General features: G+C 74.7%; 26 protein-coding genes. 11 read left to right on the forward strand and 15 right to left on the reverse strand.

Annotated elements, in window-relative coordinates; genetic code table 11:
- Positions 1–86 precede the first annotated feature (86 nt).
- Entirely contained in the window at positions 87–380 is a 294-nt protein-coding gene (locus AB0G14_RS12310) for a hypothetical protein (protein ID WP_357696502.1), read from the forward strand.
- 46 nt (positions 381–426) lie between these two features.
- Here the strand turns inward: AB0G14_RS12310 and ligD are convergent, their stop codons facing one another.
- On the reverse strand, positions 427–1,452 hold the full coding sequence (gene ligD / locus AB0G14_RS12315; protein WP_357696504.1) for a non-homologous end-joining DNA ligase: 1,026 nt from the start codon (positions 1,450–1,452) through the stop codon (positions 427–429).
- Positions 1,453–1,499: 47 nt separating this feature from the next.
- Between ligD and msrB the strand changes: the two genes are divergently transcribed.
- Complete coding sequence (msrB, locus tag AB0G14_RS12320) at positions 1,500–1,913, forward strand: peptide-methionine (R)-S-oxide reductase MsrB (RefSeq protein ID WP_357696506.1); 414 nt, start codon at positions 1,500–1,502, stop codon at positions 1,911–1,913.
- 57 nt (positions 1,914–1,970) lie between these two features.
- On the opposite strand, the gene AB0G14_RS12325 is transcribed toward msrB, so the two are convergent.
- From AB0G14_RS12325 to AB0G14_RS12335, 3 genes are all read right to left on the reverse strand, one after another.
- A complete protein-coding gene (locus AB0G14_RS12325; RefSeq protein WP_357696508.1) occupies positions 1,971–2,543 on the reverse strand; it encodes a DUF305 domain-containing protein in 573 nt (190 codons plus the stop codon).
- A 65-nt stretch (positions 2,544–2,608) separates the two neighbouring features.
- Positions 2,609–3,349: a lytic polysaccharide monooxygenase gene (locus AB0G14_RS12330; RefSeq protein ID WP_357696510.1), complete on the reverse strand. Its 741-nt coding sequence runs from the start codon at positions 3,347–3,349 to the stop codon at positions 2,609–2,611.
- Positions 3,350–3,466: 117 nt separating this feature from the next.
- Positions 3,467–3,742, reverse strand: a complete 276-nt coding sequence (locus AB0G14_RS12335; RefSeq protein ID WP_357453885.1) for an isoamylase early set domain-containing protein — start codon at positions 3,740–3,742, stop codon at positions 3,467–3,469.
- A gap of 158 nt (positions 3,743–3,900) precedes the next feature.
- On the opposite strand from AB0G14_RS12335, the gene AB0G14_RS12340 reads away from it, so the two are divergent.
- A complete protein-coding gene (locus AB0G14_RS12340; protein ID WP_357696512.1) occupies positions 3,901–4,161 on the forward strand; it encodes a Prokaryotic metallothionein in 261 nt (86 codons plus the stop codon).
- Positions 4,162–4,169: 8 nt separating this feature from the next.
- Here AB0G14_RS12340 and AB0G14_RS12345 read toward each other — a convergent pair whose 3' ends face one another.
- Positions 4,170–5,072, reverse strand: a complete 903-nt coding sequence (locus AB0G14_RS12345) for an EamA family transporter (protein ID WP_357696514.1) — start codon at positions 5,070–5,072, stop codon at positions 4,170–4,172.
- An 89-nt stretch (positions 5,073–5,161) separates the two neighbouring features.
- On the opposite strand from AB0G14_RS12345, the gene AB0G14_RS12350 reads away from it, so the two are divergent.
- Together AB0G14_RS12350 and AB0G14_RS12355 are read left to right on the forward strand one after the other, a co-directional pair.
- Positions 5,162–5,662 (forward strand): MarR family transcriptional regulator, encoded by a 501-nt coding sequence (locus AB0G14_RS12350; protein ID WP_357696516.1) that lies wholly within the window; start codon positions 5,162–5,164, stop codon positions 5,660–5,662.
- Between the two features lie 20 nt (positions 5,663–5,682).
- Positions 5,683–6,144, forward strand: a complete 462-nt coding sequence (locus AB0G14_RS12355) for a GNAT family N-acetyltransferase (RefSeq protein ID WP_357696518.1) — start codon at positions 5,683–5,685, stop codon at positions 6,142–6,144.
- Positions 6,145–6,288: 144 nt separating this feature from the next.
- Here the strand turns inward: AB0G14_RS12355 and hemQ are convergent, their stop codons facing one another.
- Genes hemQ through hemE form a run of 3 tightly spaced genes read right to left on the reverse strand, consistent with a single transcriptional unit; the run spans position 6,289 to position 9,508 of the window.
- The gene (gene hemQ, locus AB0G14_RS12360; protein ID WP_357696520.1) at positions 6,289–6,990 is read right to left on the reverse strand and encodes a hydrogen peroxide-dependent heme synthase; all 702 of its coding nucleotides are present in this window, start codon (positions 6,988–6,990) and stop codon (positions 6,289–6,291) included.
- Positions 6,987–8,396: a protoporphyrinogen oxidase gene (hemG, locus tag AB0G14_RS12365; RefSeq protein WP_357696522.1), complete on the reverse strand. Its 1,410-nt coding sequence runs from the start codon at positions 8,394–8,396 to the stop codon at positions 6,987–6,989. The genes hemQ and hemG overlap by 4 nt, the downstream gene beginning before the upstream one ends.
- 5 nt (positions 8,397–8,401) lie before the next feature.
- On the reverse strand, positions 8,402–9,508 hold the full coding sequence (gene hemE, locus AB0G14_RS12370; RefSeq protein ID WP_357696524.1) for a uroporphyrinogen decarboxylase: 1,107 nt from the start codon (positions 9,506–9,508) through the stop codon (positions 8,402–8,404).
- A gap of 187 nt (positions 9,509–9,695) precedes the next feature.
- Here hemE and AB0G14_RS12375 point away from each other — a divergent pair, with 187 nt between their 5' ends.
- Complete coding sequence (locus AB0G14_RS12375) at positions 9,696–10,268, forward strand: DUF3000 domain-containing protein (protein WP_357696526.1); 573 nt, start codon at positions 9,696–9,698, stop codon at positions 10,266–10,268.
- A gap of 17 nt (positions 10,269–10,285) precedes the next feature.
- On the opposite strand, the gene AB0G14_RS12380 is transcribed toward AB0G14_RS12375, so the two are convergent.
- Together AB0G14_RS12380 and AB0G14_RS12385 are read right to left on the reverse strand one after the other, a co-directional pair.
- The gene (locus tag AB0G14_RS12380) at positions 10,286–11,194 is read right to left on the reverse strand and encodes a hypothetical protein (RefSeq protein ID WP_357696528.1); all 909 of its coding nucleotides are present in this window, start codon (positions 11,192–11,194) and stop codon (positions 10,286–10,288) included.
- A 79-nt stretch (positions 11,195–11,273) separates the two neighbouring features.
- Positions 11,274–12,494 carry a trypsin-like peptidase domain-containing protein gene (locus AB0G14_RS12385; protein ID WP_357696530.1) on the reverse strand — a complete coding sequence of 407 codons (1,221 nt, stop codon included), beginning with the start codon at positions 12,492–12,494 and terminating at the stop codon, positions 11,274–11,276.
- 207 nt (positions 12,495–12,701) lie between these two features.
- Here AB0G14_RS12385 and AB0G14_RS12390 point away from each other — a divergent pair, with 207 nt between their 5' ends.
- From AB0G14_RS12390 to AB0G14_RS12405, 4 genes are all read left to right on the forward strand, one after another.
- Entirely contained in the window at positions 12,702–14,030 is a 1,329-nt protein-coding gene (locus AB0G14_RS12390) for an HRDC domain-containing protein (protein ID WP_357696532.1), read from the forward strand.
- Positions 14,031–14,296: 266 nt separating this feature from the next.
- A complete protein-coding gene (locus AB0G14_RS12395) occupies positions 14,297–15,493 on the forward strand; it encodes a thiolase family protein (RefSeq protein ID WP_357696534.1) in 1,197 nt (398 codons plus the stop codon).
- Entirely contained in the window at positions 15,490–17,556 is a 2,067-nt protein-coding gene (locus tag AB0G14_RS12400) for a 3-hydroxyacyl-CoA dehydrogenase NAD-binding domain-containing protein (protein WP_357696536.1), read from the forward strand. Before AB0G14_RS12395 ends, AB0G14_RS12400 begins: the two co-directional genes overlap by 4 nt.
- A 162-nt stretch (positions 17,557–17,718) precedes the next feature.
- A complete protein-coding gene (locus AB0G14_RS12405; RefSeq protein WP_357696538.1) occupies positions 17,719–18,687 on the forward strand; it encodes a hypothetical protein in 969 nt (322 codons plus the stop codon).
- Positions 18,688–18,750: 63 nt separating this feature from the next.
- Here AB0G14_RS12405 and AB0G14_RS12410 read toward each other — a convergent pair whose 3' ends face one another.
- From AB0G14_RS12410 to AB0G14_RS12425, 4 genes are all read right to left on the reverse strand, one after another.
- Entirely contained in the window at positions 18,751–19,137 is a 387-nt protein-coding gene (locus AB0G14_RS12410; RefSeq protein ID WP_357696540.1) for a VOC family protein, read from the reverse strand.
- A complete protein-coding gene (locus AB0G14_RS12415) occupies positions 19,134–19,544 on the reverse strand; it encodes a VOC family protein (RefSeq protein ID WP_357696542.1) in 411 nt (136 codons plus the stop codon). Before AB0G14_RS12415 ends, AB0G14_RS12410 begins: the two co-directional genes overlap by 4 nt.
- 167 nt (positions 19,545–19,711) lie before the next feature.
- Complete coding sequence (locus AB0G14_RS12420) at positions 19,712–20,893, reverse strand: HAMP domain-containing sensor histidine kinase (protein ID WP_357696544.1); 1,182 nt, start codon at positions 20,891–20,893, stop codon at positions 19,712–19,714.
- Between the two features lie 233 nt (positions 20,894–21,126).
- Entirely contained in the window at positions 21,127–21,795 is a 669-nt protein-coding gene (locus AB0G14_RS12425) for a response regulator transcription factor (RefSeq protein WP_357696546.1), read from the reverse strand.
- 149 nt (positions 21,796–21,944) lie between these two features.
- Here AB0G14_RS12425 and AB0G14_RS12430 point away from each other — a divergent pair, with 149 nt between their 5' ends.
- Positions 21,945–23,273 (forward strand): peptidase C39 family protein, encoded by a 1,329-nt coding sequence (locus tag AB0G14_RS12430; protein ID WP_357696548.1) that lies wholly within the window; start codon positions 21,945–21,947, stop codon positions 23,271–23,273.
- A 70-nt stretch (positions 23,274–23,343) separates the two neighbouring features.
- Here the strand turns inward: AB0G14_RS12430 and AB0G14_RS12435 are convergent, their stop codons facing one another.
- Entirely contained in the window at positions 23,344–24,627 is a 1,284-nt protein-coding gene (locus tag AB0G14_RS12435) for a PQQ-binding-like beta-propeller repeat protein (protein ID WP_357696550.1), read from the reverse strand.
- Positions 24,628–24,641: the final 14 nt, after the last annotated feature.

A 24,641-nucleotide genomic window follows, 5' to 3' on the forward strand; every position in this document is an offset into this window, starting at 1 on the left:
CGTTACTTGATCGTTACCCGATCGGCGGCGGTCCATCGTCGGGGCGCGGGGCGGACGGGATGGCGGCGCTGTGCTTCGATCGCCGGATGGAGATCGTCCTCACCGTGCTCGTGGTCGCCGTCGTCGCGCTGCTCGCCGCCCAGGTGCCGGGCAGGGCCGAGCAGGCGCGGACCGCGTACCGGCTCGCCGAGATCGAGCGCCGGCTCACGCTGGTGATGGACCACCTGGGCGTGGTGGACGCCGCGCCCGTGCCGCCGGGGGTCCGCGAACACCTGGCCCGGGGCGACAAGATCAAGGCGATCGCCGCGTACCGGAAGGCGACCGGCGCGGACCTGCGCTCGGCCAAGGAGGCCGTGGAGGCGTATGCCGACCGGCGGTGACGGCCAACGCCGCCCGGGCGGCAGCACGAGAGCCGGCGCGGGCCGGTCAGCGGGGGCGGTCGCGGTCCTTGGAGGGCTGCACCCGCTTCGGCTCGCCGGGCATCTTGGGGTGGTCCGGCGGGTACGGCATGTCGCCCTGGCCGGCGGCGGCGTCCCGATCGGCCCACTCCAGCAGCGGGGTGATGTCCCACGCCGCGTCGTCGATGCCGGCGTGCGGGTCGCCGCGTTCGGCCAGCCGGGCCGGGACGCTGCGCAGGTCGAAGTCGTCCGGGTCGACGTCGGGCAGCTCGTCCCAGGTGACGGGGGTGGAGACGGTGGCCCGGGCGTTGGCCCGCAGCGAGTACGCGCAGGCGATCGTGCGGTCCCGGGCCATCTGGTTGTAGTCGACGAAGACGCGGGTGCCCCGCTGCTCCTTCCACCAGGCGGTGGTGACCAGCTCCGGCCGGCGCCGCTCCAGCTCGCGGGCGAGCGCGATGGTGGCCCGGCGCACCTCGGTGAACGTCCAGCGTGGCGCGATCCGCAGGTAGACGTGCACGCCGCGACCGCCCGAGGTCTTCGGCCAGCCGGGGACGCCCAGCTCGTCGAGGAGCCCGCGCAGCTCGCCGGCGGCGGCGACCGCGTCGGCGAAGTCGGTGCCCGGCTGCGGGTCGAGGTCGACGCGCAGCTCGTCGGGGCGGTCGACGTCGGCGGCGCGGACCGGCCACGGGTGGAACACGATCGTGCCCATCTGGGCGGCCCAGGCCACGTGGGCCAGGTCGGCCGGGCAGAGCTCGGCCGCGCTGCGGCCGCTCGGGAAGCTGATGGTGGCCGTGCGCACCCACGGCGGCACGCCCCGGGTCGGCACCCGCTTCTGGAAGAACATCTCCCCCTCGACGCCCTCGGGGAAGCGCTGCAACGTGGTGGGACGGTCGCGCAGTGCGCGCATGATGCCGTCGCCCACGGCGACGTAGTAGTGGAAGACGTCGGCCTTGGTGAAGCCGCGCTGCGGGAAGACGACCCGCTCCGGGCTGGTCAGCCGTACGGTGTGCCCGGCCACCTCGATCTCTTCGGCCGCGGCCTTCGTGCCACCCATTGCGCGACCATATGCCACACCCCCGACGTCCGGCGTACCGTTGGCGGGTGAGTCTTCACGAGAGCGAACTGCCCCGCACCGAGGAAGAGTGGCGGGTCCGGCTCAGCCCCGAGGAGTTCCGGGTGCTGCGGGAGGCCGGCACCGAGCGCCCGTGGACCGGCGAGTACGTCGACACGAAGACGCCGGGGATCTATCGCTGCCGGGCCTGCGGCGCGGAACTCTTCCCGAGCGACACGAAGTTCGACTCGCACTGCGGGTGGCCCAGCTTCGACGACGCCATCCCCGGCGCGGTCAAGGAGATCGAGGACCGCAGCCTGGGGATGAGCCGCACCGAGATCCGCTGTGCCCGGTGCGACAGCCACCTCGGTCACGTGTTCCGGGGTGAGGGCTTCACCCCCAGGGACACCCGGCACTGCGTCAACTCGGTCTCCATCCGACTGGAGCCGCGCACCGACGCCTGAGGCGGGGGCGCACCGCTGGGTCGCGCGGCCGGGCGACCCCGACCCCGGGCCGCCGGGTCAGCGCCGGGCCGCCGCCAGCCCGGCCAGGAGCGAGACCTCGGCCGTACGCGAGCGCTCGACGCGTCCGGCGAGGTCGCGCACCCTCGGGTCGCTGCCGACCGCCAGGTGCGCCCGGGCCAGGTCGGCCGCCGCGCCCTGGTGTGCGCCGAGCACGTCGAGCAGGACGTGGTCGACCTCGCCGTCCGGGGCGGCCCGCAGGCGTGCCAGGTCTCCTACGGTGGTCCCGTGGTCGTGGTCGTGCCGGTGGGCCGTCCCGGCGGGCCCGGCCTCCCGCAGCCAGCCGCGCATCGTGGCAAGCTCGTCGGACTCGGTGACCTCGATGGCGGCGACCAGGGTGCGCAGCTTCCGGTCGGTCACCCGGTCCCGGCCGAGCCGCACCATCTCCAGCGTCTGCTCGGTGTGCGCCGCCATGGTGGTCAGGAAGACCACGTCCAGCCCGCTCAGCGCGCTCCCGGTGGCCGCGGTCGTCGCGGTCGTTGCGGGCGCGGGCGGCGTCGGGGGTGTCCCCGCGCCGCAGCCGGATGCCAGCAGCAGGGCGGCGAGCAGGGCGACCGTGCGCAGCCGTCGCATGGCGTACTCCGATCCGGGGTGGTGACGGGTGCGGCGGGCGCCGGGGGCGGGCCGCACCCGTACGGTCAGACCTGGGTCCAGAGCGCCGGCACGTGGGGCGGTTCCCAGCCGGGGATCGCGGTGTGTGCCTGCCGGCAGCGGTACGTCAGCCCGCCGTAGGTGACCTGGTCGCCGGCCTGGTACGCCCGGCCCGCCGTCCAGCTGCCGCCCGGGGCGGGAGGGGTGGTCGGGGAGGCGGTGGGGGTCGGGGTGGGCGACGGGGCCGGCGGCGTCGGGCTCGGCGTGGGCGACGGACCGCCGCCGACCTGGAGGTCGACGCAGGAGTAGAACGCGTTGGCGGTGTCCGCGATGTTCCACACGGCGAGCACCTTCTGCCGTCCGGACCAGCCGCTCAGGTTGACGGTGTGCGAGACGGTGGCCCCGGGCTGCCGCCCACCGCCGTCGAAGACCGCCACCCGGGTGTCACCGACGAAGTACTCCCAGTTGCTGGTGGCGTGCCGGGCGGTGTTGGTCCAGGTGAAGGTCACCGAGGAGCCGACCGCGGTGGCGGGCCAGCCCCGGCTGTCGTCGTTCAGGACGGCGAAGTGGGCGATCCCGGCGTGGCAGCTGCGCAGCCCCTTCGGGCCCTCCACGCTCTGCGGCTCGTACTTGATCTGTCCGCAGTCCGGGACCCGGCCCTGGGCGCAGAGCGCCTGGCGGCTCGGCGGCCCCGACACGTAGCCGTGGGCCTGGGCTGGCGCCGCGACGGCCAGGGTGGAGACGACGGCGCCCGTCGCCACGAGCGGGACCGTGATTCTTCGGCGCATGGTGGCAGCTCCTTCGGACTTCGGGGCTGGTGAGGTGCCACCCAACATAAATTAAACCTTCTTAACAGTAAAGACTCCTGTCGATAAAAACATCGATGACCTTCAGCTCCCCGCCCCTCACAGCAACAGCAGGCCGCCCCGCTCGTCGATCCGGTCGGCGGAGTCGTCGTCCAGCCACACGCCACCGCTGGCGAGATAGCGGAAGCGGTACTCGCCCGGGCCGAGCCGCACGGTGACCGTACGGGTGCCGTCGCGGCGCGGGACCAGTTCGTGCCGCCCCGGCTCCCAGCCGTTGAAGCAGCCGACCACGCTGACGGCGCCGGGCGGGGTGTCGCGGGGCAGGCTGAACGTGACCCGGGTCTGGTTGCCGAAGAGCTTGTTCCGCTTGATCATTTCGTCGTTCCTCCGGTCGTGCGCGGTCACCCCGTACAACGGCCGACACGCCGGGGGCGACACGCCGCCGAACCCGACCAGCTCGACCGTTTCGGCCACCGGGCCCGCGCCCGTACCGCAGGCTTGGGAAAACGTGTCCTGTTTCGGGGGGTTATGTCGTGGCAACCTGCGAGGTCTGCGGTAACGACTACTGGATGGCGTTCGAGGTGCGAACCGTCAGCGGCGACGTGCACACCTTCGACTGCTTCGAGTGCGCCGTGCACAAGATGGCGCCGATCTGCGAGCACTGCCAGATCAAGATCGTCGGGCACGGGGTGGAGGTGTCCGGTCGGTTCTTCTGCTGCGCGCACTGCGCGCGCGCCGAGGAGGGCGCCCAGGGCGCCGAGATCCGCGACGCGGTGGGCGCCCGTCCCTCCTGACGCGAGTCTCACCGGGGGGCCGCCGCCGACGGGGTGATGCGACGCGGGGATCGGGCCGGGCGGGACGCCCGGGACTGCACGACGATGGCGGCGAGGACGACCAGCCCGCCCGAGAGCTGCGCCGGGGTGAGCTCCTGGGCGAGCACGAGCCAGCCCAACGCCGTCGCCACGAGCGGGCTGAGCAGGCCGAGGAAGGTGATGGTGGTGGGCGTGAGGGCGCGGATGCCACGGAACCAGAGGGCGTAGGCGAGGGCGGAGCCGACGAGCGTGAGGTAGCCGTACCCGATCAGGTTCCCGGCTGTCAGCACCGCCGGCGGGGGACCCTCGACCAGCACGGCGACCGGAAGGAGCAGCAGGCCGCCGGCGGCGAGCTGCCAACCCGTGGTGGCCAGCAGCGGCGCGGGCGACGACCACCGCTTGCTGAGCACCACGCCGCCGGCCATCACGACCGCGCCGCCGAGCGCGGCGGCGACGCCGACGCCGTCGAGGCGGGCGTCCGCCCGCAGCACCAGCAGCCCGACCCCGGCAACCCCCGCGGCCCCGGCGAGGACGGTACGCGGGGTCAGCCGGTCGCCGAGCACGCCGGCGGAGAGCGCGGCGACCAGGAGCGGCTGCACCGCACCGACGGTCGCGGCGACCCCGCCCGGAAGCCGGTACGCGGCGACGAACAACAGCGCGAAGAAGAAGCCGATGTTCAGGGCGCCGAGCACCGCCGCCCGCCACCACCACGCACCCCTGGGCAGTTGCCGGGTGACCGCGACCAGGAGGAGACCGGCGGGAAGGGCACGCACCACCGCGGCCAGCAGCGGGCGCTGCGGGGGCAGCAGCTCGGTGGTGACGAGATAGGTGGTCCCCCAGATCGCCGGGGCCAGCGCGGTCACGCCGAGGACGAGCGTCCGGTTCTTTAGCACTGAGATAATTTAGCTGAGCGCTAAGGTAATTCCCGCGACGTCCGCCGTGAACTACCTCACCACTAAGGCACCGCTGCTAGGGTGGGCGGATGGCCGATCACGTCGACCGGGTACTGGAGCAATGGGCCGCCCAACGACCGGATCTGGACGCCTCCCCGATGGGGGTGTTCGGTCGCCTGTCCCGACTCTCCCGGCTCGCCGGGGCGGAACTGCACCGCACGTTCAGTGCACACGGCCTCGACTCCGCGTCCTTCGACGTGCTCGCCACGCTGCGCCGCAGCGACCCGCCCCACCGGCTGACCCCGACCCAGCTGATGCACTCGTCGATGGTCACCTCCGGCGCCGTCACCCAGCGGCTCGACCGGCTAGAGGCGCGCAACCTGGTGACCCGCACCCGCAGCGACACCGACGGCCGCGCGGTGCAGGTCGGCCTCACCGACGAGGGGCTGGCGCTCATCGACCGGGTCCTGCCCGACCACGTCGCCACCGAGGACCGGCTGCTCGCCGCGCTCACCACGGCGCAGCGCGACACCCTCGCGGACACCCTGCGGACCCTGCTGGAGTCACTCGGCGACACGCGCACGCCGTGAGTCGATCTACCATCGCCTGCATGCCGCAGCAGAACCTTCCGGTCCGGGTCGCCACGTTCGCCGACCTGGATGCCCGCACCTTCCACGACCTGCTCCGGCTCCGGATCGACGTGTTCGTGGTCGAGCAGGCGTGCCCGTACCCGGAACTCGACGGGCGGGACGTCGAGCCCGGCACCCGACACCTGTGGCTCGACGACGACGGCGCGCCGGCAGCGTACCTGCGGATCCTCGCCGACCCGGGCGGCGTGGCGCGGATCGGGCGGGTGGTGGTCACGCCGCGGGCGCGCGGCGGCGGGCACGCCGGCCGGCTGATGACGGCGGCACTGGAGGTCGTCGGCGACCGCCCGTGCGTGCTGGAGGCCCAGTCCCACCTGGTCGACTTCTACGCCCGGCACGGCTTCGCCGTCAGCGGCCCCGGCTACGTCGAGGACGGCATCCCGCACACCCCGATGCGCCGGGAAGGCATCGACTGGGAACGATAGAGATATGGCAGCCGCCCACGACTCACCGCCGGCCGCACCCACGCTCCGTCAGGGTCGCTCCGGGCGGAGCGCGGGCAGCGACCCACCCGCCCCACCCGGCGGGGCAGCTCGACAGTGCGGTGCGGGCGGGTCTCGGGCCCTACGTCAGACGAGGCCGTTGACGATGTCGGCGACCGAGCGGCGGCGGCCGGTGTAGAAGGGGATCTCCTCCCGCACGTGCCGGCGGGCGCCGGCTGCCCGCAGGTCGCGCATCAGGTCGACGATCCGGTGCAGCTCGTCGGCCTCGAACGCCAGCATCCACTCGTAGTCGCCGAGCGCGAACGAGGCCACCGTGTTGGCCCGCACGTCGGGGTAGCCGCGGGCCAACTTGCCGTGCTCCGCGAGCAGCTCGCGCCGCTCGGCGTCCGGCAGCAGGTACCACTCGTAGGAGCGGACGAACGGGTAGACGCACACGTACGAGCGGGCCTCCTCGCCGGCGAGGAACGCCGGGATGTGGCTCTTGTTGAACTCCGCCGGCCGGTGCAGGGCCATCTGGGACCAGACCGGGGTGAGCGCCCGCCCCAGGGTGGTGCGACGGAACCGCAGGTACGCGTCCTGGAGGGCGTCGCTGGAGGCGGCGTGCCACCAGATCAGCAGGTCCGCGTCGGCGCGCAGGCCCGAGACGTCGTACGTGCCGCGGACGACCACGTCCTTGCCGGCCAGTTCCTCGAAGAGGGTCTCGACCTCGCCGGTGACGTTCTCGCGCAGCGACGGGAGCGGGCTGCTGGCCCGGTACACCGACCACATGGTGTAGCGGATGCTGGCGTTGAGCTCCCGCAGCCGGGCCGCGTTGGTCTGCTCGGTCATGTCCCCGATCCTCCCAGTGCTGTGATGATCTCTTCGGCCGCCGTCTCGCCGGAGCGGACGCAGACCGGGATACCGACGCCGTCGTACCCGGCGCCGGCCAGGACGAGCGTCGGGTGGTGCGCCCGCAGGACCGCCCGCGCGGCGGCCACCCGGTCGGCGTGACCCGGGGTGTACTGCGGCAGCGACCCGCCCCAGCGCTGCACGTGCCCGGCGACCGGGGTGGGCAGCGGCACGCCGAGCACCGCCGACAACTCCCGGTGCACGGTGGCGACCAGGTCCTCGTCGGTGCGCTGCACCTGCCGCTCCTCGCCGTACCGGCCGACGGAGGCGCGGACCAGCGCCAGCCCGTCCGCCCGGCGCAGGTGCCCCCACTTCGTGGTGAAGAAGGTCGACGCCTTGATCAGCAGCCCCTCGGTGTTGGGCACCAGGAAGCCGGACAGCTCGGGCAGTTCCGGCTCGGGCAGCACGAGGGTGACCAGCGCGACGCTGGCGTAGTCCAGTTCGCCGACGCGCTCGGCCGCCGCCGGCGCCGGACCGCCGAGCAGCCGCGCCGCCGGCCGGGCCGGCACGGCCAGCACCACGGCGTCGACGTCGACCAGCTCCGGGTCGCGGGTCGGGCCGACCGTCAGCCGCCACCCCGCCCCGGTCGGGGTCAGCCCGCGCACGGCCGCGTCCCGCCGGATCGTCGCCCCGCTCGCCGCCGCCGCGGCCCGGACCAGCGTGCTGAGCCCACCGGCCAGGGTGCCGAAGACCGGCGTACCCGGCGCCCGGGGAGCGGCGGCCTGCGCGGCGCGCACCGCCCCCACCAGGGTGTGCTCCACCCGGGCGGCCCGGGCCAGCGCCGGCATGGTCGCCACCAGGGACAGGTCGTCGGCCCGGCCGGCGTAGACGCCACCGAGCATCGGGTCGACCAGCCGGTCGGCCACCTCGTCGCCGAACCGGGCCCGGACCAGCGCGCCGACCGAGACGTCGTCGTCCGCGCCGAGCAGCGGCCGGCCGGCGTCGACGTCGGCGTCCGCCGCCGGGCGCGCGACCGTGGTCACCCGCTCCAGATCCCCCGGTACGCCCACCAGCGTGCCGCCCGGGATCGGGCGCAGCGCGCCGTCGACCACCAGCGCGGCCTGCCCGACCGTGGGGTGCACGATCTGTTCGCCCAGGCCGAGCCGGCGGACCAGGGCCACGGCGGCGGACTCGCCCCCGGCCGGGTCGCGCATCAGGAACGACTCCGCCCCGAACTCCACCACCGAACCGGCCAGCTCGCCGGTGCGCAGCTTGCCGCCGAGCGCGCCGGACTGCTCGTACACGGTGATCTCGGTGTCGGCGGGGGCGCGGTCACGCAACCGGACCGCGGCGGCCAGCCCGGCGATCCCGCCGCCGACCACCGCCACCCGCCACGACGCCCGCATGCCGCTCAGCCCCGGTCCGTTGGCTGGGCGGACAGCTCGTGCACCAGGGCCACCACCCGGGTCAGCACGTCGGGGTCGGTCTCCGGCAGCACGCCGTGCCCCAGGTTGAACACGTGCCCGGGCGCGGCCCTGCCCTGCTCCAGGATCCGCCGCACCTCGCCCTCGACGACCGGCCACGGCGCGAGCAGCACGCACGGGTCGAGGTTGCCCTGCACGGCCTTGTCCGGGCCGATCCGGCGGGTCGCCACGTCCAGCGGCGTACGCCAGTCGACGCCGACCACGTCGGCGCCGGCCTCGCCCATCGCGCCGAGCAGCTCGCCGGTGCCCACCCCGAAGTGGATCCGGGGCACGCCCGCGTCGGCCAGCCCCGCGAGCACCGCGGCGGAGTGCGGCAGCACGAAGCGGCGGTAGTCGGCCTCGGACAGCGCGCCGGCCCACGAGTCGAAGAGCTGCACCACGGAGACCCCGGCGGCCACCTGGACCCGCAGGAACTCCAGCGTCACCTCGGCCAGCCGGCGGCAGAGCGCGTGCCACAGCTCCGGCTGGCCGTACATGAGGGCCTTGGTCTTCGCGTGGGTGCGCGACGGGCCGCCCTCGACCAGGTAGCTGGCCAGGGTGAACGGCGCGCCGGCGAAACCGATCAGCGGGGTGTCGCCCAGCTCGGCGACCAGCAGCCGGACCGCCTCGTCCACGTAGGAGACGTCGTCGCGGGTGATCGGCCGGATCCGTTCCACGTCGGGCAGGGTGCGCACCGGCTCGGCCACCACGGGGCCGGTGCCGGGCACGATGTCCAGGTCCACCCCGGCGGCGGCGACCGGCACGACGATGTCGCTGAACAGGATCGCGGCGTCCACCCCGTGCCGGCGTACCGGCTGGAGGGTGATCTCGGTGACCAGCTCGGGGCGGCGGCAGGACTCCAGCATCGCCACGTTGGCCCGGATCTCGCGGTACTCCGGCAGCGACCGGCCGGCCTGCCGCATGAACCAGACCGGGGTGTGCGGGACGGGCCGACGCCGGCAGGCCCGGACGAAGGGCGAGTCAACCGGTCCGCCGGAGCGGGTGTCTTCGTCTCGGGCGTCGTCGCCCGTCGTGGTGGTGGTCATCGCGGCCATCGTGCCACGCGGCACGCTCGCGGCAGCGGGCAGCGCCGCCTTTTGTGACCCCCGTCAGCTTGCCGCGACGGAGGCGCCTCCGGCGGGGCTTCCCCGGCCCGCCGGGCCGTCGCACGCGGGCCGCGGGAGGGCCGCTCCCGGCGTGCCGTTTCCGGCGGCGGCGGGTTGCCGGGCATAGGCTGCCGGCATGGCCCCCCCGATCGCGCTCCCGGAGACCTTCGCCCGCGCGGTCGCCGGGCTGCGGTCCGCGGCACCCCGGTCGGAGATCGTGCTGGAGGAGGTCGGCGCGCCGCAGCGCCTCGCCCCGTACGCCTTCGCGCTCTCCGCCACCGTCGTGCGCGACGGCGACGAGGTGGCCTCCGGGCGGCTCATCCTGCTGCACGACCCGGCCGGGCACGAGGCCTGGCGGGGCACCCTGCGGCTGGTCACCTACGTGACGGCGGAGCTGGAGGTCGACCTGGCCGCCGACCCGCTGCTGCCCGGAGTGGGCTGGACGTGGCTGACCGACGCCCTGGACGCGCAGGACGCCGGTCACACCGCGATCGGCGGCACGATCACCCAGACCATGTCGACCCGGTTCGGCGACCTGGCCGGGCCGCCCGCGGCCGGCGACATCGAGATCCGCGCCTCCTGGACGCCGGTCGACGACGACCTCGCCCCGCATCTGCTCGCCTGGTGCGCGCTGCTGGCCTCGACCGCCGGGCTGCCCCCGCCCGGGGTGACCGCGCTGCCGGAGCGTCGCCCCGCCGGCGCGGCCTGACCCCGCGACGGGTCACCTCACAGATACTTCTCGGCCTCGTTGCAGATCTTGTCCATGCCCTGGACGGCCTTGTCGTAGGCCGCCTTGTTGCCGGCCGCCGCCGCCCCGAGCGCGGTGGTGAGCTTGTCGAGGCAGTTGGCGATGACCTTCTTCTGCCGGGCCTGCTCGTCCCGGTCGTTGCGGGTGCCGGTGAGGTCCTGCTCGGTGTCGTCCAGCTTGTCCTTCACCGTCTGCAGGTCGGCCTTGAGCTTCTCGATCTCCTTGCCGTTGGCCGCGATGGTGCCGTCGCGCTGGCTGACCTCGCTGGCCATCTTCTTCTCGGTGCGGTCCAGCTCGCTGCTCGTGCTGACGAACAGGCCGGTCATCACCCCGCCCAGGACGAAGAGCAGCCCGGCCACCACGGCCAGGACCAGCACCTTGCGGCTCTTGCCGGCACCCGGCGCGGGGGCGCCGAAGGGCGGGGTGGCCCCGGGCGGGCCGGACATCGGCTGCCCGTACGCCGGCCCGGACGCGGGGGGCACGGACATCGGCTGCCCGAAGGCGGGCGGGACGGAGACCTGGCCGGCCTGGGGCGCGGCAGCCGGCGTGCCCGCCGGGGCGTAGCCGGACCCGGCCGGCGGAGCGGACTGCGGGTAACCGGAGGGCCCGGCAGGCGGCGCGGACTGCGGGTAACCGGCGGACCCGGCCGGCGGCGCGGACTGCGGGTAACCGGCGGGCCCGGCCGGCGGCGCGGACTGCGGGTAACCGGCGGGCCCGGCGGGCTGGGCGCCGTACTGCTGCGGCACGGCCTGCTCGGGGTTGTGCTGGCGGGGGGTGCCGTAGGTGGTGCCGTGCGGGGCGCCGCCCGACGGCGGCTGACCGGGCGCGGCCGGCGGCTGCGGCGGGTACGGCGGGTAGCCGCCCGGCCCGGTCGGTGGCTGGGACATGTCGTTCTTCCTCCACGTGAGCTGGTCCGGGGAGCATGGTCCGCCGGGCCGGGTGGGTACGGGTCGGGTGCTGACCGGGTCAGCAGATCTTGAAACCGTCGCAGGCGACCTTGATCGGCACGGCGAGGCCGATCCCCTCGGCGTCGCGGGCCTTGGCGGTGGCGATGCCGACCACCTGCTTGCTGCCGTTGATCACCGGGCCGCCGGAGTTGCCGGGGTTGATCGGGGCGTCGAACTGGATGACGGGACCCTGGCCGCCGCCCGCCTCGCGGAAGGCGCTCACCACGCCGGTGGTGACGCTGTCCTCCAGGCCGAGCGGCGCGCCGACGACGACGATCTGCTGCCCGGACTTCACGGCGGCCGGCGCGGCGACCAGGCCGGTGAACTTGCCGGTGGTCCGCAGGTGGGCGACGTCGTTCGCCTCGTCGACCCTGACGATGGTCGCCGGGAAGCGCTGGTCGGTGCGCTCCAGGAAGACCTCCCGCTCGCCGGCCTCCCAGACCGACTCCACCACGTGGTAGTTCGTGAACAGGTTGGTGCCCCCGCCGGCAGCCGGCTTGCCGATGGCGAACGCCGTGCCGGTGGAGTTGCCGGCCCGGACCCGGAACACGCTGGGCAGCACCGCGCTGGCGACGGCCTCCGGGTTGAACGCGGCGCCCGCCTGCTTCTCCAGCGCCTCGGCCCGGCCCTCCAGCCCGTCGAGCCGGGTCCCGTCGCCCGCCTGCGCCGCGTCCAGCCGGCGGTCGGTGTCGCCGAGCCGGTCCGAGAGTCGGTGGATCTGGTACGCCTGCACGCCCGTCACCACGGCCAGCAGGCTGGCGAGCACGAGCGCGGTGACGGTCAGCCAGCGGCCCCGGGAGGCCGGCGCGACGCCCGCCTGGACGGGACCGGCGGGGTACGGCTGGGCCGGCCCGGCGGCCGGCGGTTGGCCGGGCACGGGCGGCTGCCCGGCGGCCGGCGGCTGCCCGGGGGCGCCCGGGGACGCCTGCCCGGCGGCGCGAGGCCAGCCGGCGCCCGGGGCGGCTCCGGCGGACGTCGGGCCGCCGGGGGCCGTCGGGGCGGCGGACGGCGCGCCACCCTGCCCCCAGCCGGCGGGGGCGACCGGGGCGGCACCCCACTGGCCCTGTTGCTGCGGCGGTGACCAGGTCGTCCGCGGCGGCGCGGCGGGGGCCTGCCCCGGGACGTTCTGCGGGTACGCCGGCGCGGGCGGCTCGATCCGGGGCGGCAGCGGCCCCGGCCGGTAGCTCCCGTCGCCCGGCCCCGCCGGACCCGTGTCCGCCGACCCGTAGCCAGCAGTCATGATCGCCTTGCCCTCCCCGTAGCCGCCCCGCGGTGTCCCGGGGCCTGATGATGCCGTACCGGCGCAAACGGCTCGATGGACCGTACCTGCGCGAAAGGGGTTTGTCTTCCCCGATGTCCGGCTGGGGCAGGACCCGGCCGACCGTCCGATCGACACGCACCGGACCGGCTGCACCCGCCGGATCGCGTCGCGCACTAGGGTTGTCAGGTGACCGACGAACCACCCCTGCGCCGTCGGGCCGCCGAAAGCCGTACGGGAAACGAAGCGCACCACCCGCCGTCGGCCCGGCCGGAGCCGGAGGACGCGGGAACCGAACCGAACGCCGACGGGCCCGTTCCGCTGACCGCCCCGCGCGAGGGCACACCCCAGCCGGCGGCCACGCCGGCCGAGCTCGCCGAGGTCGTGGCCCGCTTCGCCGCCGGCACCGGCCCGGTCGCCCTGGACGCCGAGCGGGCCTCGGGCTACCGCTACAGCCAGCGGGCATACCTCGTGCAGCTGCGCCGGGCCGGCTCCGGCACGGCGTTGATCGACCCGCTGCCGCTGCCCGACCTGAGCGCCCTCGACGAGGTGATCGGCGAGGCCGAGTGGGTGCTCCACGCGGCCAGCCAGGACCTGCCCTGCCTGGACGAGGTGGGGCTGCGCCCGCGCCGGCTCTTCGACACCGAACTGGCCGCCCGGCTGGCCGGGTTCGAGCGGGTCGGCCTGGCCGCGCTGACCGAGCAGCTACTCGGCTACAGCCTGGAGAAGCACCATTCGGCAGCCGACTGGTCGAGCCGCCCACTCCCGGAGTCCTGGCTCACCTACGCGGCGCTGGACGTGGAGATGCTGGTCGACCTGCGCGACGCGCTCGACGAGGAGCTGACCCGGCAGGGCAAGTCCGCCTGGGCGGCGGAGGAGTTCGCCGCGCTGGTGCGCACCGGCGCCCGGCCGCCCCGGGTCCGCGCCGAGCCGTGGCGCCGCACCTCCGGCATCCACCGGGTGCGCGGGGCGCGCGCGCAGGCGCGCGTGCGCTCCCTCTGGTACGCCCGGGACCAGATCGCGGCCCGACGGGACGCCGCCCCGGGGCGGGTGCTGCCGGACTCGGCCATCGTCGCGGCGGCCGAGCTGGACCCGAAGGACGAGAAGACCCTGCTCACCCTGCCCGGATTCGGCGGCCGCTCGGTGCGGCGGCTGGCCCGCACCTGGCTGGCGGCGCTGGACGACGCCCGGCAACTGCCGGAGGACGCGCTGCCGGTCGCCCCGACGGTCGAGGGTCCCCCGCCGCCGCACCGCTGGGCCGAGCGGGACCCGGTGGCGGCGGCCCGGCTGGCCCGGTGCCGGGAGGTGGTGGTCCGGATCGCCGGGGCGCACCGCCTGCCCCCGGAGAACCTGATCACCCCCGACTCGATCCGCCGCCTGGCCTGGGTCCCTCCGGAGGAGGTCACCGAGGAGACCGTGGCGGAGACGCTGCGCGGCTTCAACGCCCGCGAGTGGCAGATCAACCTCCTCCTCCCCGACCTCACCGAGGCCCTCACCGACCCACCCCCGTCCCCCTAACCACCCCGCCCCCGCACCGTTGATCATGAAGTTGTTATCGCCGCCCCCCGGCGTGTCGAGACAACAACCTCATGATCAACGCGCGCACCGGGCACCGGGTGGGGTGGGGTGGGGTGGGTGTGGGGTTGGCCACATGGGGGTGGGTGCCGGCGGTGGTTACTGACGAGTAGCATCCGGAGGAACACGCCCGTGCCGGCGACCTTCGTTCGGTCCGTCGTGCCGCCTGGCGGCGCGGAGGCCGAATCATGGTCGAAAAGGAGGCTCCAGTGCCCCGTGAAGTCCGGGATGTCGTCTTCGTCGACGGCGTCCGCACCCCCTTCGGCAAGGCGGGTGGCATGTACGCCAACACCCGCGCCGACGACCTGGTGATCCGCTGCATCCGCGAACTGCTGCGCCGCAACCCGCAGCTGCCGCCGGAGCGGGTCGAGGAGGTCGCCATCGCCGCCACCACCCAGATCGGCGACCAGGGCTTGACCATCGGTCGGACGGCCGCCCTGCTGGCCGGCCTGCCCAAGACCGTCCCCGGTTTCGCGATCGACCGGATGTGTGCCGGCGCGATGACCGCGGTGACCACCGTCGCCAGCGGCATCGCCATGGGCGCGTACGACGTCGCCATCGCCGGGGGCGTCGAGCACATGGGCCGCCACCCGATGGGCGAGGGCGTCGACCCCAACCCGCGGATCGTCGCCGAGAAGCTGGTCGACCCGTCCGCGCTGGTCATGGGCGCGACCGCGGAGAACCTGCACGACCGCGTCCCGCACATCACCAAGGAGCGCACCGACGCCTTCGCGCTCGCCTCGCAGCAGAAGACCGCCAAGGCGTACGCCAACGGCAAGCTCCAGGACGACCTGGTGCCGATGGCGATCCGCGACGCCGACGGCGGCTGGGGCCTGGCCACGGTGGACGAGGCGCCCCGGGACACCTCGCTGGAGAAGCTCGCCACCCTGAAGACCCCGTTCCGCCCGCACGGCAAGGTCACCGCGGGCAACGCGGCCGGCCTGAACGACGGCGCCACCGCCAGCCTGCTCGCCTCCGAGGACGTCGCCCGCGAGCTGGGCCTGCCGGTCGCCATGCGGCTGGTCTCGTTCGGCTTCGTCGGCGTCGAGCCCGAGGTGATGGGCGTCGGCCCGATCCCGTCGACCGAGAAGGCGCTGCGCCTCGCCGGTCTGACCATCGACGACATCGGCCTGTTCGAGCTGAACGAGGCGTTCGCCGTGCAGGTGCTCGCCTTCCTCGACCACTTCGGCATCGCCGACGACGACCCCCGGGTCAACCCGTGGGGCGGCGCGATCGCCATCGGTCACCCGCTCGCCTCCTCGGGCGTGCGGCTGATGACGCAGCTCGCCCGGCAGTTCGCCGAGCACCCGGAGGTCCGCTACGGCCTCACCGCCATGTGCATCGGCATCGGCATGGGCGGCACCGTGATCTGGGAGAACCCGCACTGGGAGGGTGGAGACAAGTGAGCCTCGCCGCACCGAACGAGGTTGTCACCAAGGCGCTGCTGCGCTCGGTGAACGTACCGGGGCTGGACCGGCCGGCCGCCCTGATCACCCTGGACAACGGCTTCGACCACACCAAGCCGAACAGCTTCGGCCCGGGCGGCCTGACCAGCCTGGACGAGGCGATCACCGCCGCCGTGGCGGCGAACCCGGCGTTCATCGCGGTCACCGGCAAGCCGTACGTCTTCTGCGTGGGCGCGGACCTCACCAGCCTCCCGCAGCTCGCCGACCGCGAGCAGGCCCTGGAGATCGGCCGGCTCGGCCACCGGGTCTTCGCCCGGCTCCGGGACAGCGAGATCCCGACCTTCGCCTTCGTCAACGGCGCGGCGATGGGCGGCGGCCTGGAGCTGGCCCTGCACTGCCACTACCGGACGCTCTCCGGCGGCGCCGCGGCGCTGGCCCTGCCCGAGGTCTCCCTCGGCCTGGTCCCCGGCTGGGGCGGCACCCAGCTGCTGCCGAACCTGATCGGCATCCCGGCGGCGACCCAGGTGGTCATCCAGAACCCGCTGATGCAGAACAAGATGCTCAAGCCGAAGCAGGCCGCCGAGATGGGCATCGCGGACGTGCTGCTGGAGCCGGCGGACTTCCTGGAGCGGTCCCTGGAGTGGGCCGCCGGCGTGGTCCGCGGCGAGGTCACCGTGACCCGCCCCGAGATCGACAAGGACATGTGGGCGGGCGTGCTCTACTTCGCCCGGTCGACCCTGGACCAGCGGCTGCACGGCGCGGTGCCGGCCGCGTACAAGGCGCTGGACCTGCTGGAGACGGCGAAGGACGCCGACTTCGCGACCGGCACCGCCGCCGAGGACGAGGCCCTGGCGGACCTGGTCTTCTCCGAGGAGCTGCGCAGCGGCCTGTACGCCTTCGACCTGGTGCAGCGGCGGGCCAAGCGGCCGGCCGGCGCGCCGGACAAGGGCCTGGCCCGCCCGGTCACCAAGGTCGGCATCGTCGGCGCCGGCCTGATGGCCAGCCAGCTCGCCCTGCTCTTCGCCCGCCGCCTCCAGGTGCCGGTGGTGCTGACCGACCTGGACCAGGCCCGGGTGGACAAGGGCGTCGGCTACGTGCACACCCAGATCGAGAAGGCCGTCAGCAAGGGCCGGATGGACAAGGGCACCGCCGCCAAGCTGTACGGCCTGGTCAGCGGCTCGGTCGACAAGGGCGTCTTCGCGGACGCCGACTTCGTCATCGAGGCGGTCTTCGAGGACCTGAACGTCAAGAAGCAGGTCTGGGCCGAGCTGGAGAAGATCGTCAAGCCGGAGGCCGTACTGGCGACGAACACCTCGTCGCTGTCGGTCACCGCGATGGCGGCCGAGCTGGAGCACCCGGAGCGGGTGGTCGGCTTCCACTTCTTCAACCCGGTCGCCATGATGCCGCTGCTGGAGATCGTCCGGGGCGAGCGGACGGACGACGCCACCCTCGCCACCGCCTTCGCGGTCGGCAAGCAGCTCAAGAAGTCCTCGGTGCTGGTGAAGGACGCGCCGGCGTTCGTGGTCAACCGGCTGCTCACCCGCTTCCTGGGCACCGTCTTCGCGGCCGTCGACGCCGGCACCCCGCTGGACGTGGCGAACAGCGCGCTGGACCCGCTGGGCCTGCCGATGCGCCCGCTCGCCCTGCTCCAGCTCGTCGGGCCGGCCGTCGCGTACCACGTGGGCGGCACCCTGCACGCCGCATTCCCGGACCGGTTCGGGGTCAGCGAGAACCTCAAGCGGATCGCCGACTCCGGTCAGCCGATCGTCGTCGACGACCAAGTCAACGACGAGGTGGCGAAGCTGCTGGTGGTCGGCGACCAGCCGCTCACCGCCGAGCAGGTGCGCCAGAACGCGCTCGACGCGCTGGCCCAGGAGATCCGGCTCATGCTCGACGAGGGCGTCGTCGCCGAGGCGCAGGACATCGACCTGTGCATGATCCTCGGCGCCGGCTGGCCGTTCCACCTGGGCGGCGTCACGCCGTACCTGGACCGGACCGGCACCTCGGAGCGGGTCACCGGCCAGCGGTTCCTGCCGCGCGGGGTCGCCAGCCTGCCCGCCTGAGTCCACCCCGCTCCCCCGCGTTCGCGGTGGTCGCCCCGTCCAGCTTGGATGGTGGCGGCCACCGCGACCGTCGTCGCGGCCCGCCTGGTCGGGAAGGGGATAGCGGGACGCAGCGGTGGCTGGCTACGATCACGCGTTCGCAACGTCGCCTGGAGCTGATCCATGTCCTCACCGCCGGTCGATCCCTGGTCCGGGCAGCATGAGCACGACACCCACTACTTCCACCCGCCGCAGCCGGACAGCTACCCCGTGCCGCCGGCGGAGGGCTGGCCGCCGGCGGGCGGGCAGCCGCCGCACCACGGCGGCTGGTCCGCCGCGCCGGCCTCCGGCTCCCCCGCGGCCCCGTACCCCACCCAGCCGTACGGCGGATATCCCGTCACGCCGCAGGAGGGCTTCCCACCCGCCCCGTACGCCGGCTACCCGCCGCAGTACGCCGGCGCGCCCCAGCCGGGTGGCGGGCCCGCGCGGTCGCACCTCAACCTGGTCCTGACCCTGGGCATCGTCGGGCTGCTGGTGCTCTGCCTCGGCGGGGGCGCCGTGGGCTACGTCGCCCTCTCCGACAACGACACCCCGGTCGTGAACCCGACGCCGACGGCGACCCCGGCGTCGAGCGCCACGCCGAGCGCCGCGCCGTCGTCGGAGGCCGCCCCGTCCCCGGAGACCAGTTCCACCCCCCGGATCCGGGTCGTCACGCCGGAGACCCTCGCGGGCCGCCCGCAGAGCACCGAGCCGACGCTGAAGAAGCTGGCCGACGACATGGTGCGGGAACTGAAGACCTCGGTGCCCCAGGCGACGGGCGTGGCCGGCGCCTTCTACGGCAGCGCCGACGAGCGCGACATGGTCATGGTGGTCGCGGCCTCCACCTTCGTGCTCAACCCCGAGCGTGAGCTCGACGACGCGGTCAAGGGAATCTCCAGCGAGCTGAAGGTCAAGAGGCTGACGAACATCGCCCCGGGCCCGAACGGCGGCGAGGCCAGGTGCGGCGACGGCGAGTCCGCCGACGTGCCGCTGGGCGTCTGCGCGTGGGCCGACCACGGCAGCGTCGGGATCATCGTGATGTTCTTCTCGTCCTCGGCCGCCGCGGCGGCGGAGTTCGTCGCCATCCGCGGCCAGATCGAGCAGAAGTACTGACCGTCTGGCAGCCAGGGGCCCGTCACCACCGGTGACGGGCCCCTGTCGCGTCAGCTTGCCGCGTCAGCCCGCCGCGGCCGCCCGCTCGGCGGCGCTGCGCAGCACGCAGAACTCGTTGCCCTCCGGGTCGGCGAGCACCACCCAGCCCGAACCGTCCGGGCGGATGTTGTCGGAGACGTGGGTGGCGCCGATGCCCAGCAGCCGAGCCACCTCCTCGTCCCGGGTCCGGTCGGCGGGTTCCAGGTCGAGGTGCAGGCGGTTCTTCACCGTCTTGCCCTCGGGCACGGCCAGGAAGAGCACCTCCGGGCCCCCCGGGGGCAGCAGCATGGCCTCCGGGTCGCCGGGGAAGTCGTCCGGCTGCCTGGGGCAGTCGAAGACCTGCGCCCAGAAGCCGGCCAGGGCGTACGTGTCGCGGCAGTCGATGCCGATGTTGTGGATGGTCGCGCTCACTGGTGTTCCTCCTCTGTCGACGCACCCGCCCGCTCCGCCGCGCCGCGCAGGACGCAGAACTCGTTGCCCTCCGGGTCGGCGAGCACCACCCAGCCCGTACCGTCGGCGCGCCGCTGGTCGTCCACCAGGACCGCGCCGAGCCCGAGCACCCGCTCGACCTCCTGGTCGCGGGTCCGACCGGCCGGTTGCAGGCAGACGTGCACCCGGTTCTTGACCGTCTTGGCCTCGGGCACCTGCTGGAAGAACACGCTCGGGGTGGTGTCACCGCCCGGCGGCAGCAGGACCGCCTCCGGGTCGCCCGGTGCGTCGTCGGCGTGCCGGGCGTAGCCGAGCACCGCCGACCAGAAGCCGGACAGGGCGTAGGTGTCGTGACAATCGAAACTGACGTTGTGGATCCGTGGATACACGGGTTCCTCCGCTACGGATGGAGGCGCCCCGCGTGCGTGAGGGTCAGCCGGCGAGACGGGGCGCGGAGATCATGACGGTGAACATTCGACGCACCCCCCTCCGGATGTCGGGCTGACACCATGATCCTTTCATCGGGCCGGCCCGCCTCGCAACCCCCGGTGCCGCGTCACCGCCCGGCGGCCGGTTCCTCGGCGGTCACCGCCGGGGCGGCCTCCGCCGCCGGCAGGGTCACCGTGACCTCCAGCCCGCCGCCGGGCTGGGCGATCACCCTGACCGTGCCGCCGTGCGCGTCGCAGACCGCCCGGACGATGGAGAGCCCGAGGCCCGAGCCGCGCGCGCCGGTGCGCTCCCGGCCGCCGCGCCGGAACGGCTCGAACAGGCCCGGCACGTCGGCCTGGTCCACCTCGAAGCCGGTGTTGCCCACCACCAGCCAGGACCGGCACCCGTCCGAGCCCGTACGCACCCAGAGCCGGCCGTGCAGGTGGTTGTACCGCACCGCGTTCTCGATCAGGTTGCCGGCCAACCGGTCCAGCAGCCCGGGATCGCCGACCACCGGCGCGGACTCCAGCGACGTCTGCACCCGCAACCCGATCCGCTCCACCTCCCGTCGTACGGCCGACAGGGCGTTGGCGGTGCCGGCGGCGAGGTCGCTCTCGGTGCGGCGGCCGAGCCGGCGGCCCGCCTGGGCCTCGCTGCGGGCCAGCACCAGCAGGGCGTCGACCAGACTGTTGGCCCGCTCGGAGGCGTCCCGCACGACGGTGGCCATCCGGCGGTACTCGGCGGTGTCCGCCTCGTCGTCGCTGAGCGTCACGTCGATCTCGGTACGCATCACGGCGAGGGGGGTGCGCAGCTCGTGCGAGGCGTTGGCGACGAAGCGCTTCTGCGCCTCGAACGCGGCGGCGATCCGGTCCAGCATCGCGTCGAACGTCTTCGCCAGCTCGGCCACCTCGTCGTCGGCGCCGGAGTAGCCGATCCGCTGGTCCAGGGTGGTCTCGCCGAGCCGCCGGGCGGTGGCGGTGACCTGGTGCAGCGGGCGCAGCGCCCGCCCGGCCACCGCGTACGCCCCGGCCACCCCGACGACGCTGATCGCCAGCAGCGCCACCAGGCCCTTGACCAGCAGCTCCGTGCTGGCGGCGTCGACCAGTTGCCGCTGCCACTGCGCGGCGTCCAGCGACTGCCCGTCGGCCAGCACCACGGTCGTGCCGGGGAGCAACTCGTCGGTCGGGCGCAGCGCGTCGCGGACCAGCAGCCAGGCCAGCAGCACCAGGATCGCCCCGGCGCCGACCAGCAGCACGCCGTTGAGCAGGGTCAGCCGCAGCCGCAGGGTGGGCCGCAGACGCCTCCGCACGGCCGGGTCCTTCGGTTTGGACTGCGGGGCCCGCAGAACCGGCTCACTCCTCGCGCTCACCGGGCCACCTCCGATCGCGACTGCGGGGCTCGCAAACCCGGCTCACTCCTCGCGCTCACCGTGCCACCTTCGTTCGCGACTGCGGGGCTCGCAGAACCGGCTCACTCCTCGCGCTCACCGGGCCACCTCCGTTCGCGACTGCGGGGCTCGCAGAACCGGCTCACTCCTCGCGCTCACCGGGCCCCCTCCGCCGTGCGGTAGCCGGCGCCGACCACCGTCTCGATCAGCGGGGGGTCGCCCAGCTTCTTGCGCAGCGTCATCACGGTGACCCGGACGATGGTGGTGAACGGGTCGGTGTTGGCGTCCCAGACCCGCTCCAGCAGCTCCTCGCTGGAGACCACCGCGCCGCGCGCCTTGAGCAGCTCGCAGAGCACGCCGAACTCCTTGTTGGTCAGGTCGACCGGCTGCCCGCCCCGGGTCGCGACCCGGCGGGCCGGGTCGAGCACCAGATCGGCGAGTTCCAGCACCGGCGGCGCGGCCGGGGTGGCCCGCCGGCCGAGCGCCTGCACCCGGGCGACCAACTCGTCGAAGGCGAACGGCTTGGGCAGGTAGTCGTCGGCGCCGAGCTGCAACCCCTCGACGCGGTCGGCGACGGTGCCGCTGGCGGTCAGCATCAACACGCGGGTGAGCGCGCCGGAGGCCGCCAGGTCCGCGCAGATCTGGTCGCCGTGCACGCCGGGCAGGTCCCGGTCCAGCACCACCACGTCGTAACGGGTGACGAACGCCATCTCGTGGCCGCTGTCACCGTCGTAGGCGACGTCCACCGCCATGCCCCGCTTACGCAGCCCCCGCACGATCGCGTCGGCGAGGTTGCGCTCGTCCTCGACCACCAGTACCCGCATCCCGGCCTCCTCGCGCCCTGACCACCCGACAACCTAGTGCGGGCCGCCAACCCGGGCCGCACCCGCCGTCCGGGCCGGCCACCGTTGCAGAAAACCTTCGTCGTACGCGATGCTTTCGGCATCAACCTTCGCGACGGACGGGGAGACGCATGACCGACGCGGCGCCGGCGGCCGGGCGGGACGTCGTTTACCGGGGCTTCCGTCTGCCGGACGACGCGGACCGGGGCGTCCTGGCCGGGCTGCGCGCCGTCCCCTGGGGGCTCGAACTGGCCGACCCGGTCGACCGGCTCGGCCACACCGACGCCGACGGCCGCACCCGCCGGTACGCCGCGGGCAGCTGGACCTCGCCGCCCGTGCCGGCCGGCTTCGCCGTCCGCGACGTGGTGCCCTCGTGGACCGGGCAGACCCCGGGCGGCTGCTGGCTGCGGGTGGAGCTGCGCGGCTGGCACGACGACGCCCCGGCCACCGGCTGGTACGTCCTCGCCGACTGGGCCGCCGACGACGAGGCGTTCCGCCGCACCTCCGTGCCCGGCCAGCGCGACGCCGACGCCCGGGTGGACACGGACACCCTGCTGGTCACGGGCGCGACGGTCACCGGCTGGCAGGCCCGGGTGACCCTGCTCCGGCCGGCGGACGCCGACGCCGGCGGCATGCCGGTGCTGCGCACGGTCGGGGCCGTCGCCTCCGCACCGCGCGCCGAAGCCGCGGTCGGGGCGGTCACCCCCGCACCGCGCGCCGCAGCCGCGCCGACCCGGCCGGCGGCCGAGGGTCCACCGTCCGTGGCGGCCCCGCCCGACGCGGACGCCCGGCCCGCCGGAGTCGCCCCGGCCGCCCCGGCCGAGGTCGCCGCACGAACGCCGGCCGCCTGGGGCAGCGTGCTGGACGTGCCGCGATACTCGCAGCGGCTGCACGCCGGCGCGCACCCGCAGTGGGGCGGCGGCGGGGACTCCTGGTGCAGCCCCACCTGCACGTCGATGGTGCTCGCCTTCTGGGACGCCGCCCCCGCCCCGGACCGGTACGCCTGGGTGACCCCGGCCGGCCCCCGCCCGGTGGTGGTGCACGCCGCCCGGCACTGCTACGACCACGCCTACGCCGGGGCCGGCAACTGGCCGTTCAACACCGCGTACGCCGGGCTGCACGGGGTGGACGCGTTCGTCACCCGGCTGCGCTCGCTGGCCGAGGCGGAGGCGTTCGTGGCGGCCGGCATCCCGCTGATCGTCTCTGCCGCGTTCACCGCCGGCCAGGTGCCGGGTCTGGACTACGACACCGCCGGGCACCTGTTGGTGCTGGTGGGCTTCACCGACACCGGCGCGCCCGTGCTCAACGACCCGTACGCCCCGGACGACGACGGGGTGCGCCGGACCGTCGACCGGGACCGGTTCGAGGCCGCCTGGCAGGCCGGCAGCGGCGGGGTGGCGTACGTGCTCCGGCCGCCCGGCGTGCCGCTGCCCCCGGCACCTGTCCAGCCCAACTGGTGACCCGGCACCCGGGCCAGCCCGACGGGTGACCCGGCGACGCGGGCCGGACGGCCACGCGGCGCGCCGAGGCTCAGCCGCGGAACCGCCAGACGCCGTACTCGCCGGTGCGCAGCCGGCACAGCACCGTGCCCGTGCCGCCCCGGCAGTCCCCGGAGGCGTCCCTGAGCACGTCGACCACCCGGGACCGGCCGGCCACGACGTCCAGCTCGCCGACCACCAGTCCGCCGCCGAATGCGGCCGGCCGCACGGCGAGGAGCCGGTCGGCGTCCTGCCACGGCATCAGCTGCCACGTGCCCAGGTCGGCGACCTGCCGACCGGTCGCCGCGTCGAGCACGCTGAACCGCTCCCCGGTCGACCCCGGCGCGAGTGCCAGGAGCCGCCCCTCGCGCCCGGACAGCACCCCCATCCGCCCCTCGGCGGTCCAGCGGACCGCGCCGGTGGCCGGGTCGAGCGCGCGGAGCTCCCCGGTCTGCCCGGCGGCGCAGAGCAGCTCGCCGCAGTCGATGACGTGCTCGACCAGCGGCACGCGCGTCTCCCACCGCGGCCGCAGCCCGTCCAGCCCGTACGCGGTCACCACGCCGGCCTGCGGCTGGACGACCAGCAACAGGTCGTCGGTGACGACCGTCTGACCGAACGCGGGCTGCCGGTCGGGGCGCAGGTCCGCCGCGTGCAGCAGGTCGCCCGAGCGGGGGTCGCGCACCTCCGCCCTCCCGTCGGCCATGAGTAGCACGATCCGCGCGATCAGCCCGTCGCGGACGCCGAAGTGCGCCCCCTCCGGCGGCGTCCGCACCGACCAGAGCGCCCGTCCGGAGACCGGGTCCACCGACCGGACGGAGTCGGCGGTCTGCACCAGCAGCGTTCCGGCCAGGTCCGGCCAGGGGTGGCCGGGTTGCCGCCAGCGTTCCCGGCCGGTGGCGGGATCCAGGGCGACCGTCTCGCCGAGGGTCTGCTCCCTGGTGACCGAGAAGAGCACCACCCCGGGCACGGACTGCACCTGCCAGAACCGCCCCGCTGCCGGGACGCGGGCGCGCCACAGGGGAGCCGGCGCCCGGCCGTCGGCGGGGGTCCGCGCGGGCAGGGCGTAGGCGCGCACGTCGACGGTCCCCCCGGGCTCGTCCTCGGCCCGCTCGACCACGTAGAGCCAGCCGCCGTCGAGGAACGCCTCGGACCCGAGGCGGGCCGGCACGACGAACGAGAACCGCTCCGGTGCCGGCGCGGCGCCCGCCAGGGTGGCCACGAGCAGCGCGAGCACCAGCGTGATCCGCAGCGGCCGGCCGACGGCCAGGGGCGGGCGGGGCAGCCGGGTCTCGCCGTCCGGCTCGTCGCGCAGCTCGCCGAGGTCGATCAGCGTCATGCCCGCCCCTTCCC

The sequence above is a fragment of the Micromonospora sp. NPDC023814 genome (genome assembly GCF_040639595.1).
Taxonomy (GTDB): Bacteria; Actinomycetota; Actinomycetes; order Mycobacteriales; family Micromonosporaceae; genus Micromonospora.

Bases quoted from the DNA above. Each gene is read 5' to 3' on its own strand.
- ligD (WP_357696504.1), bottom strand. From the start codon at position 1,452: ATGGGTGGCACGAAGGCCGCGGCCGAAGAGATCGAGGTGGCCGGGCAC.
- AB0G14_RS12405 (WP_357696538.1), top strand. From the start codon at position 17,719: ATGTCCTCACCGCCGGTCGATCCCTGGTCCGGGCAGCATGAGCACGAC.
- AB0G14_RS12375 (WP_357696526.1), top strand. From the start codon at position 9,696: ATGGCCCCCCCGATCGCGCTCCCGGAGACCTTCGCCCGCGCGGTCGCC.
- AB0G14_RS12435 (WP_357696550.1), bottom strand. From the start codon at position 24,627: ATGACGCTGATCGACCTCGGCGAGCTGCGCGACGAGCCGGACGGCGAG.
- AB0G14_RS12425 (WP_357696546.1), bottom strand. From the start codon at position 21,795: ATGCGGGTACTGGTGGTCGAGGACGAGCGCAACCTCGCCGACGCGATC.
- AB0G14_RS12330 (WP_357696510.1), bottom strand. From the start codon at position 3,349: ATGCGCCGAAGAATCACGGTCCCGCTCGTGGCGACGGGCGCCGTCGTC.
- AB0G14_RS12350 (WP_357696516.1), top strand. From the start codon at position 5,162: ATGGCCGATCACGTCGACCGGGTACTGGAGCAATGGGCCGCCCAACGA.
- AB0G14_RS12335 (WP_357453885.1), bottom strand. From the start codon at position 3,742: ATGATCAAGCGGAACAAGCTCTTCGGCAACCAGACCCGGGTCACGTTC.
- AB0G14_RS12310 (WP_357696502.1), top strand. From the start codon at position 87: ATGGAGATCGTCCTCACCGTGCTCGTGGTCGCCGTCGTCGCGCTGCTC.
- hemG (WP_357696522.1), bottom strand. From the start codon at position 8,396: ATGCGGGCGTCGTGGCGGGTGGCGGTGGTCGGCGGCGGGATCGCCGGG.
- AB0G14_RS12380 (WP_357696528.1), bottom strand. From the start codon at position 11,194: ATGTCCCAGCCACCGACCGGGCCGGGCGGCTACCCGCCGTACCCGCCG.
- AB0G14_RS12355 (WP_357696518.1), top strand. From the start codon at position 5,683: ATGCCGCAGCAGAACCTTCCGGTCCGGGTCGCCACGTTCGCCGACCTG.
- hemE (WP_357696524.1), bottom strand. From the start codon at position 9,508: ATGGCCGCGATGACCACCACCACGACGGGCGACGACGCCCGAGACGAA.
- AB0G14_RS12430 (WP_357696548.1), top strand. From the start codon at position 21,945: ATGACCGACGCGGCGCCGGCGGCCGGGCGGGACGTCGTTTACCGGGGC.
- AB0G14_RS12385 (WP_357696530.1), bottom strand. From the start codon at position 12,494: ATGACTGCTGGCTACGGGTCGGCGGACACGGGTCCGGCGGGGCCGGGC.
- AB0G14_RS12325 (WP_357696508.1), bottom strand. From the start codon at position 2,543: ATGCGACGGCTGCGCACGGTCGCCCTGCTCGCCGCCCTGCTGCTGGCA.
- hemQ (WP_357696520.1), bottom strand. From the start codon at position 6,990: ATGACCGAGCAGACCAACGCGGCCCGGCTGCGGGAGCTCAACGCCAGC.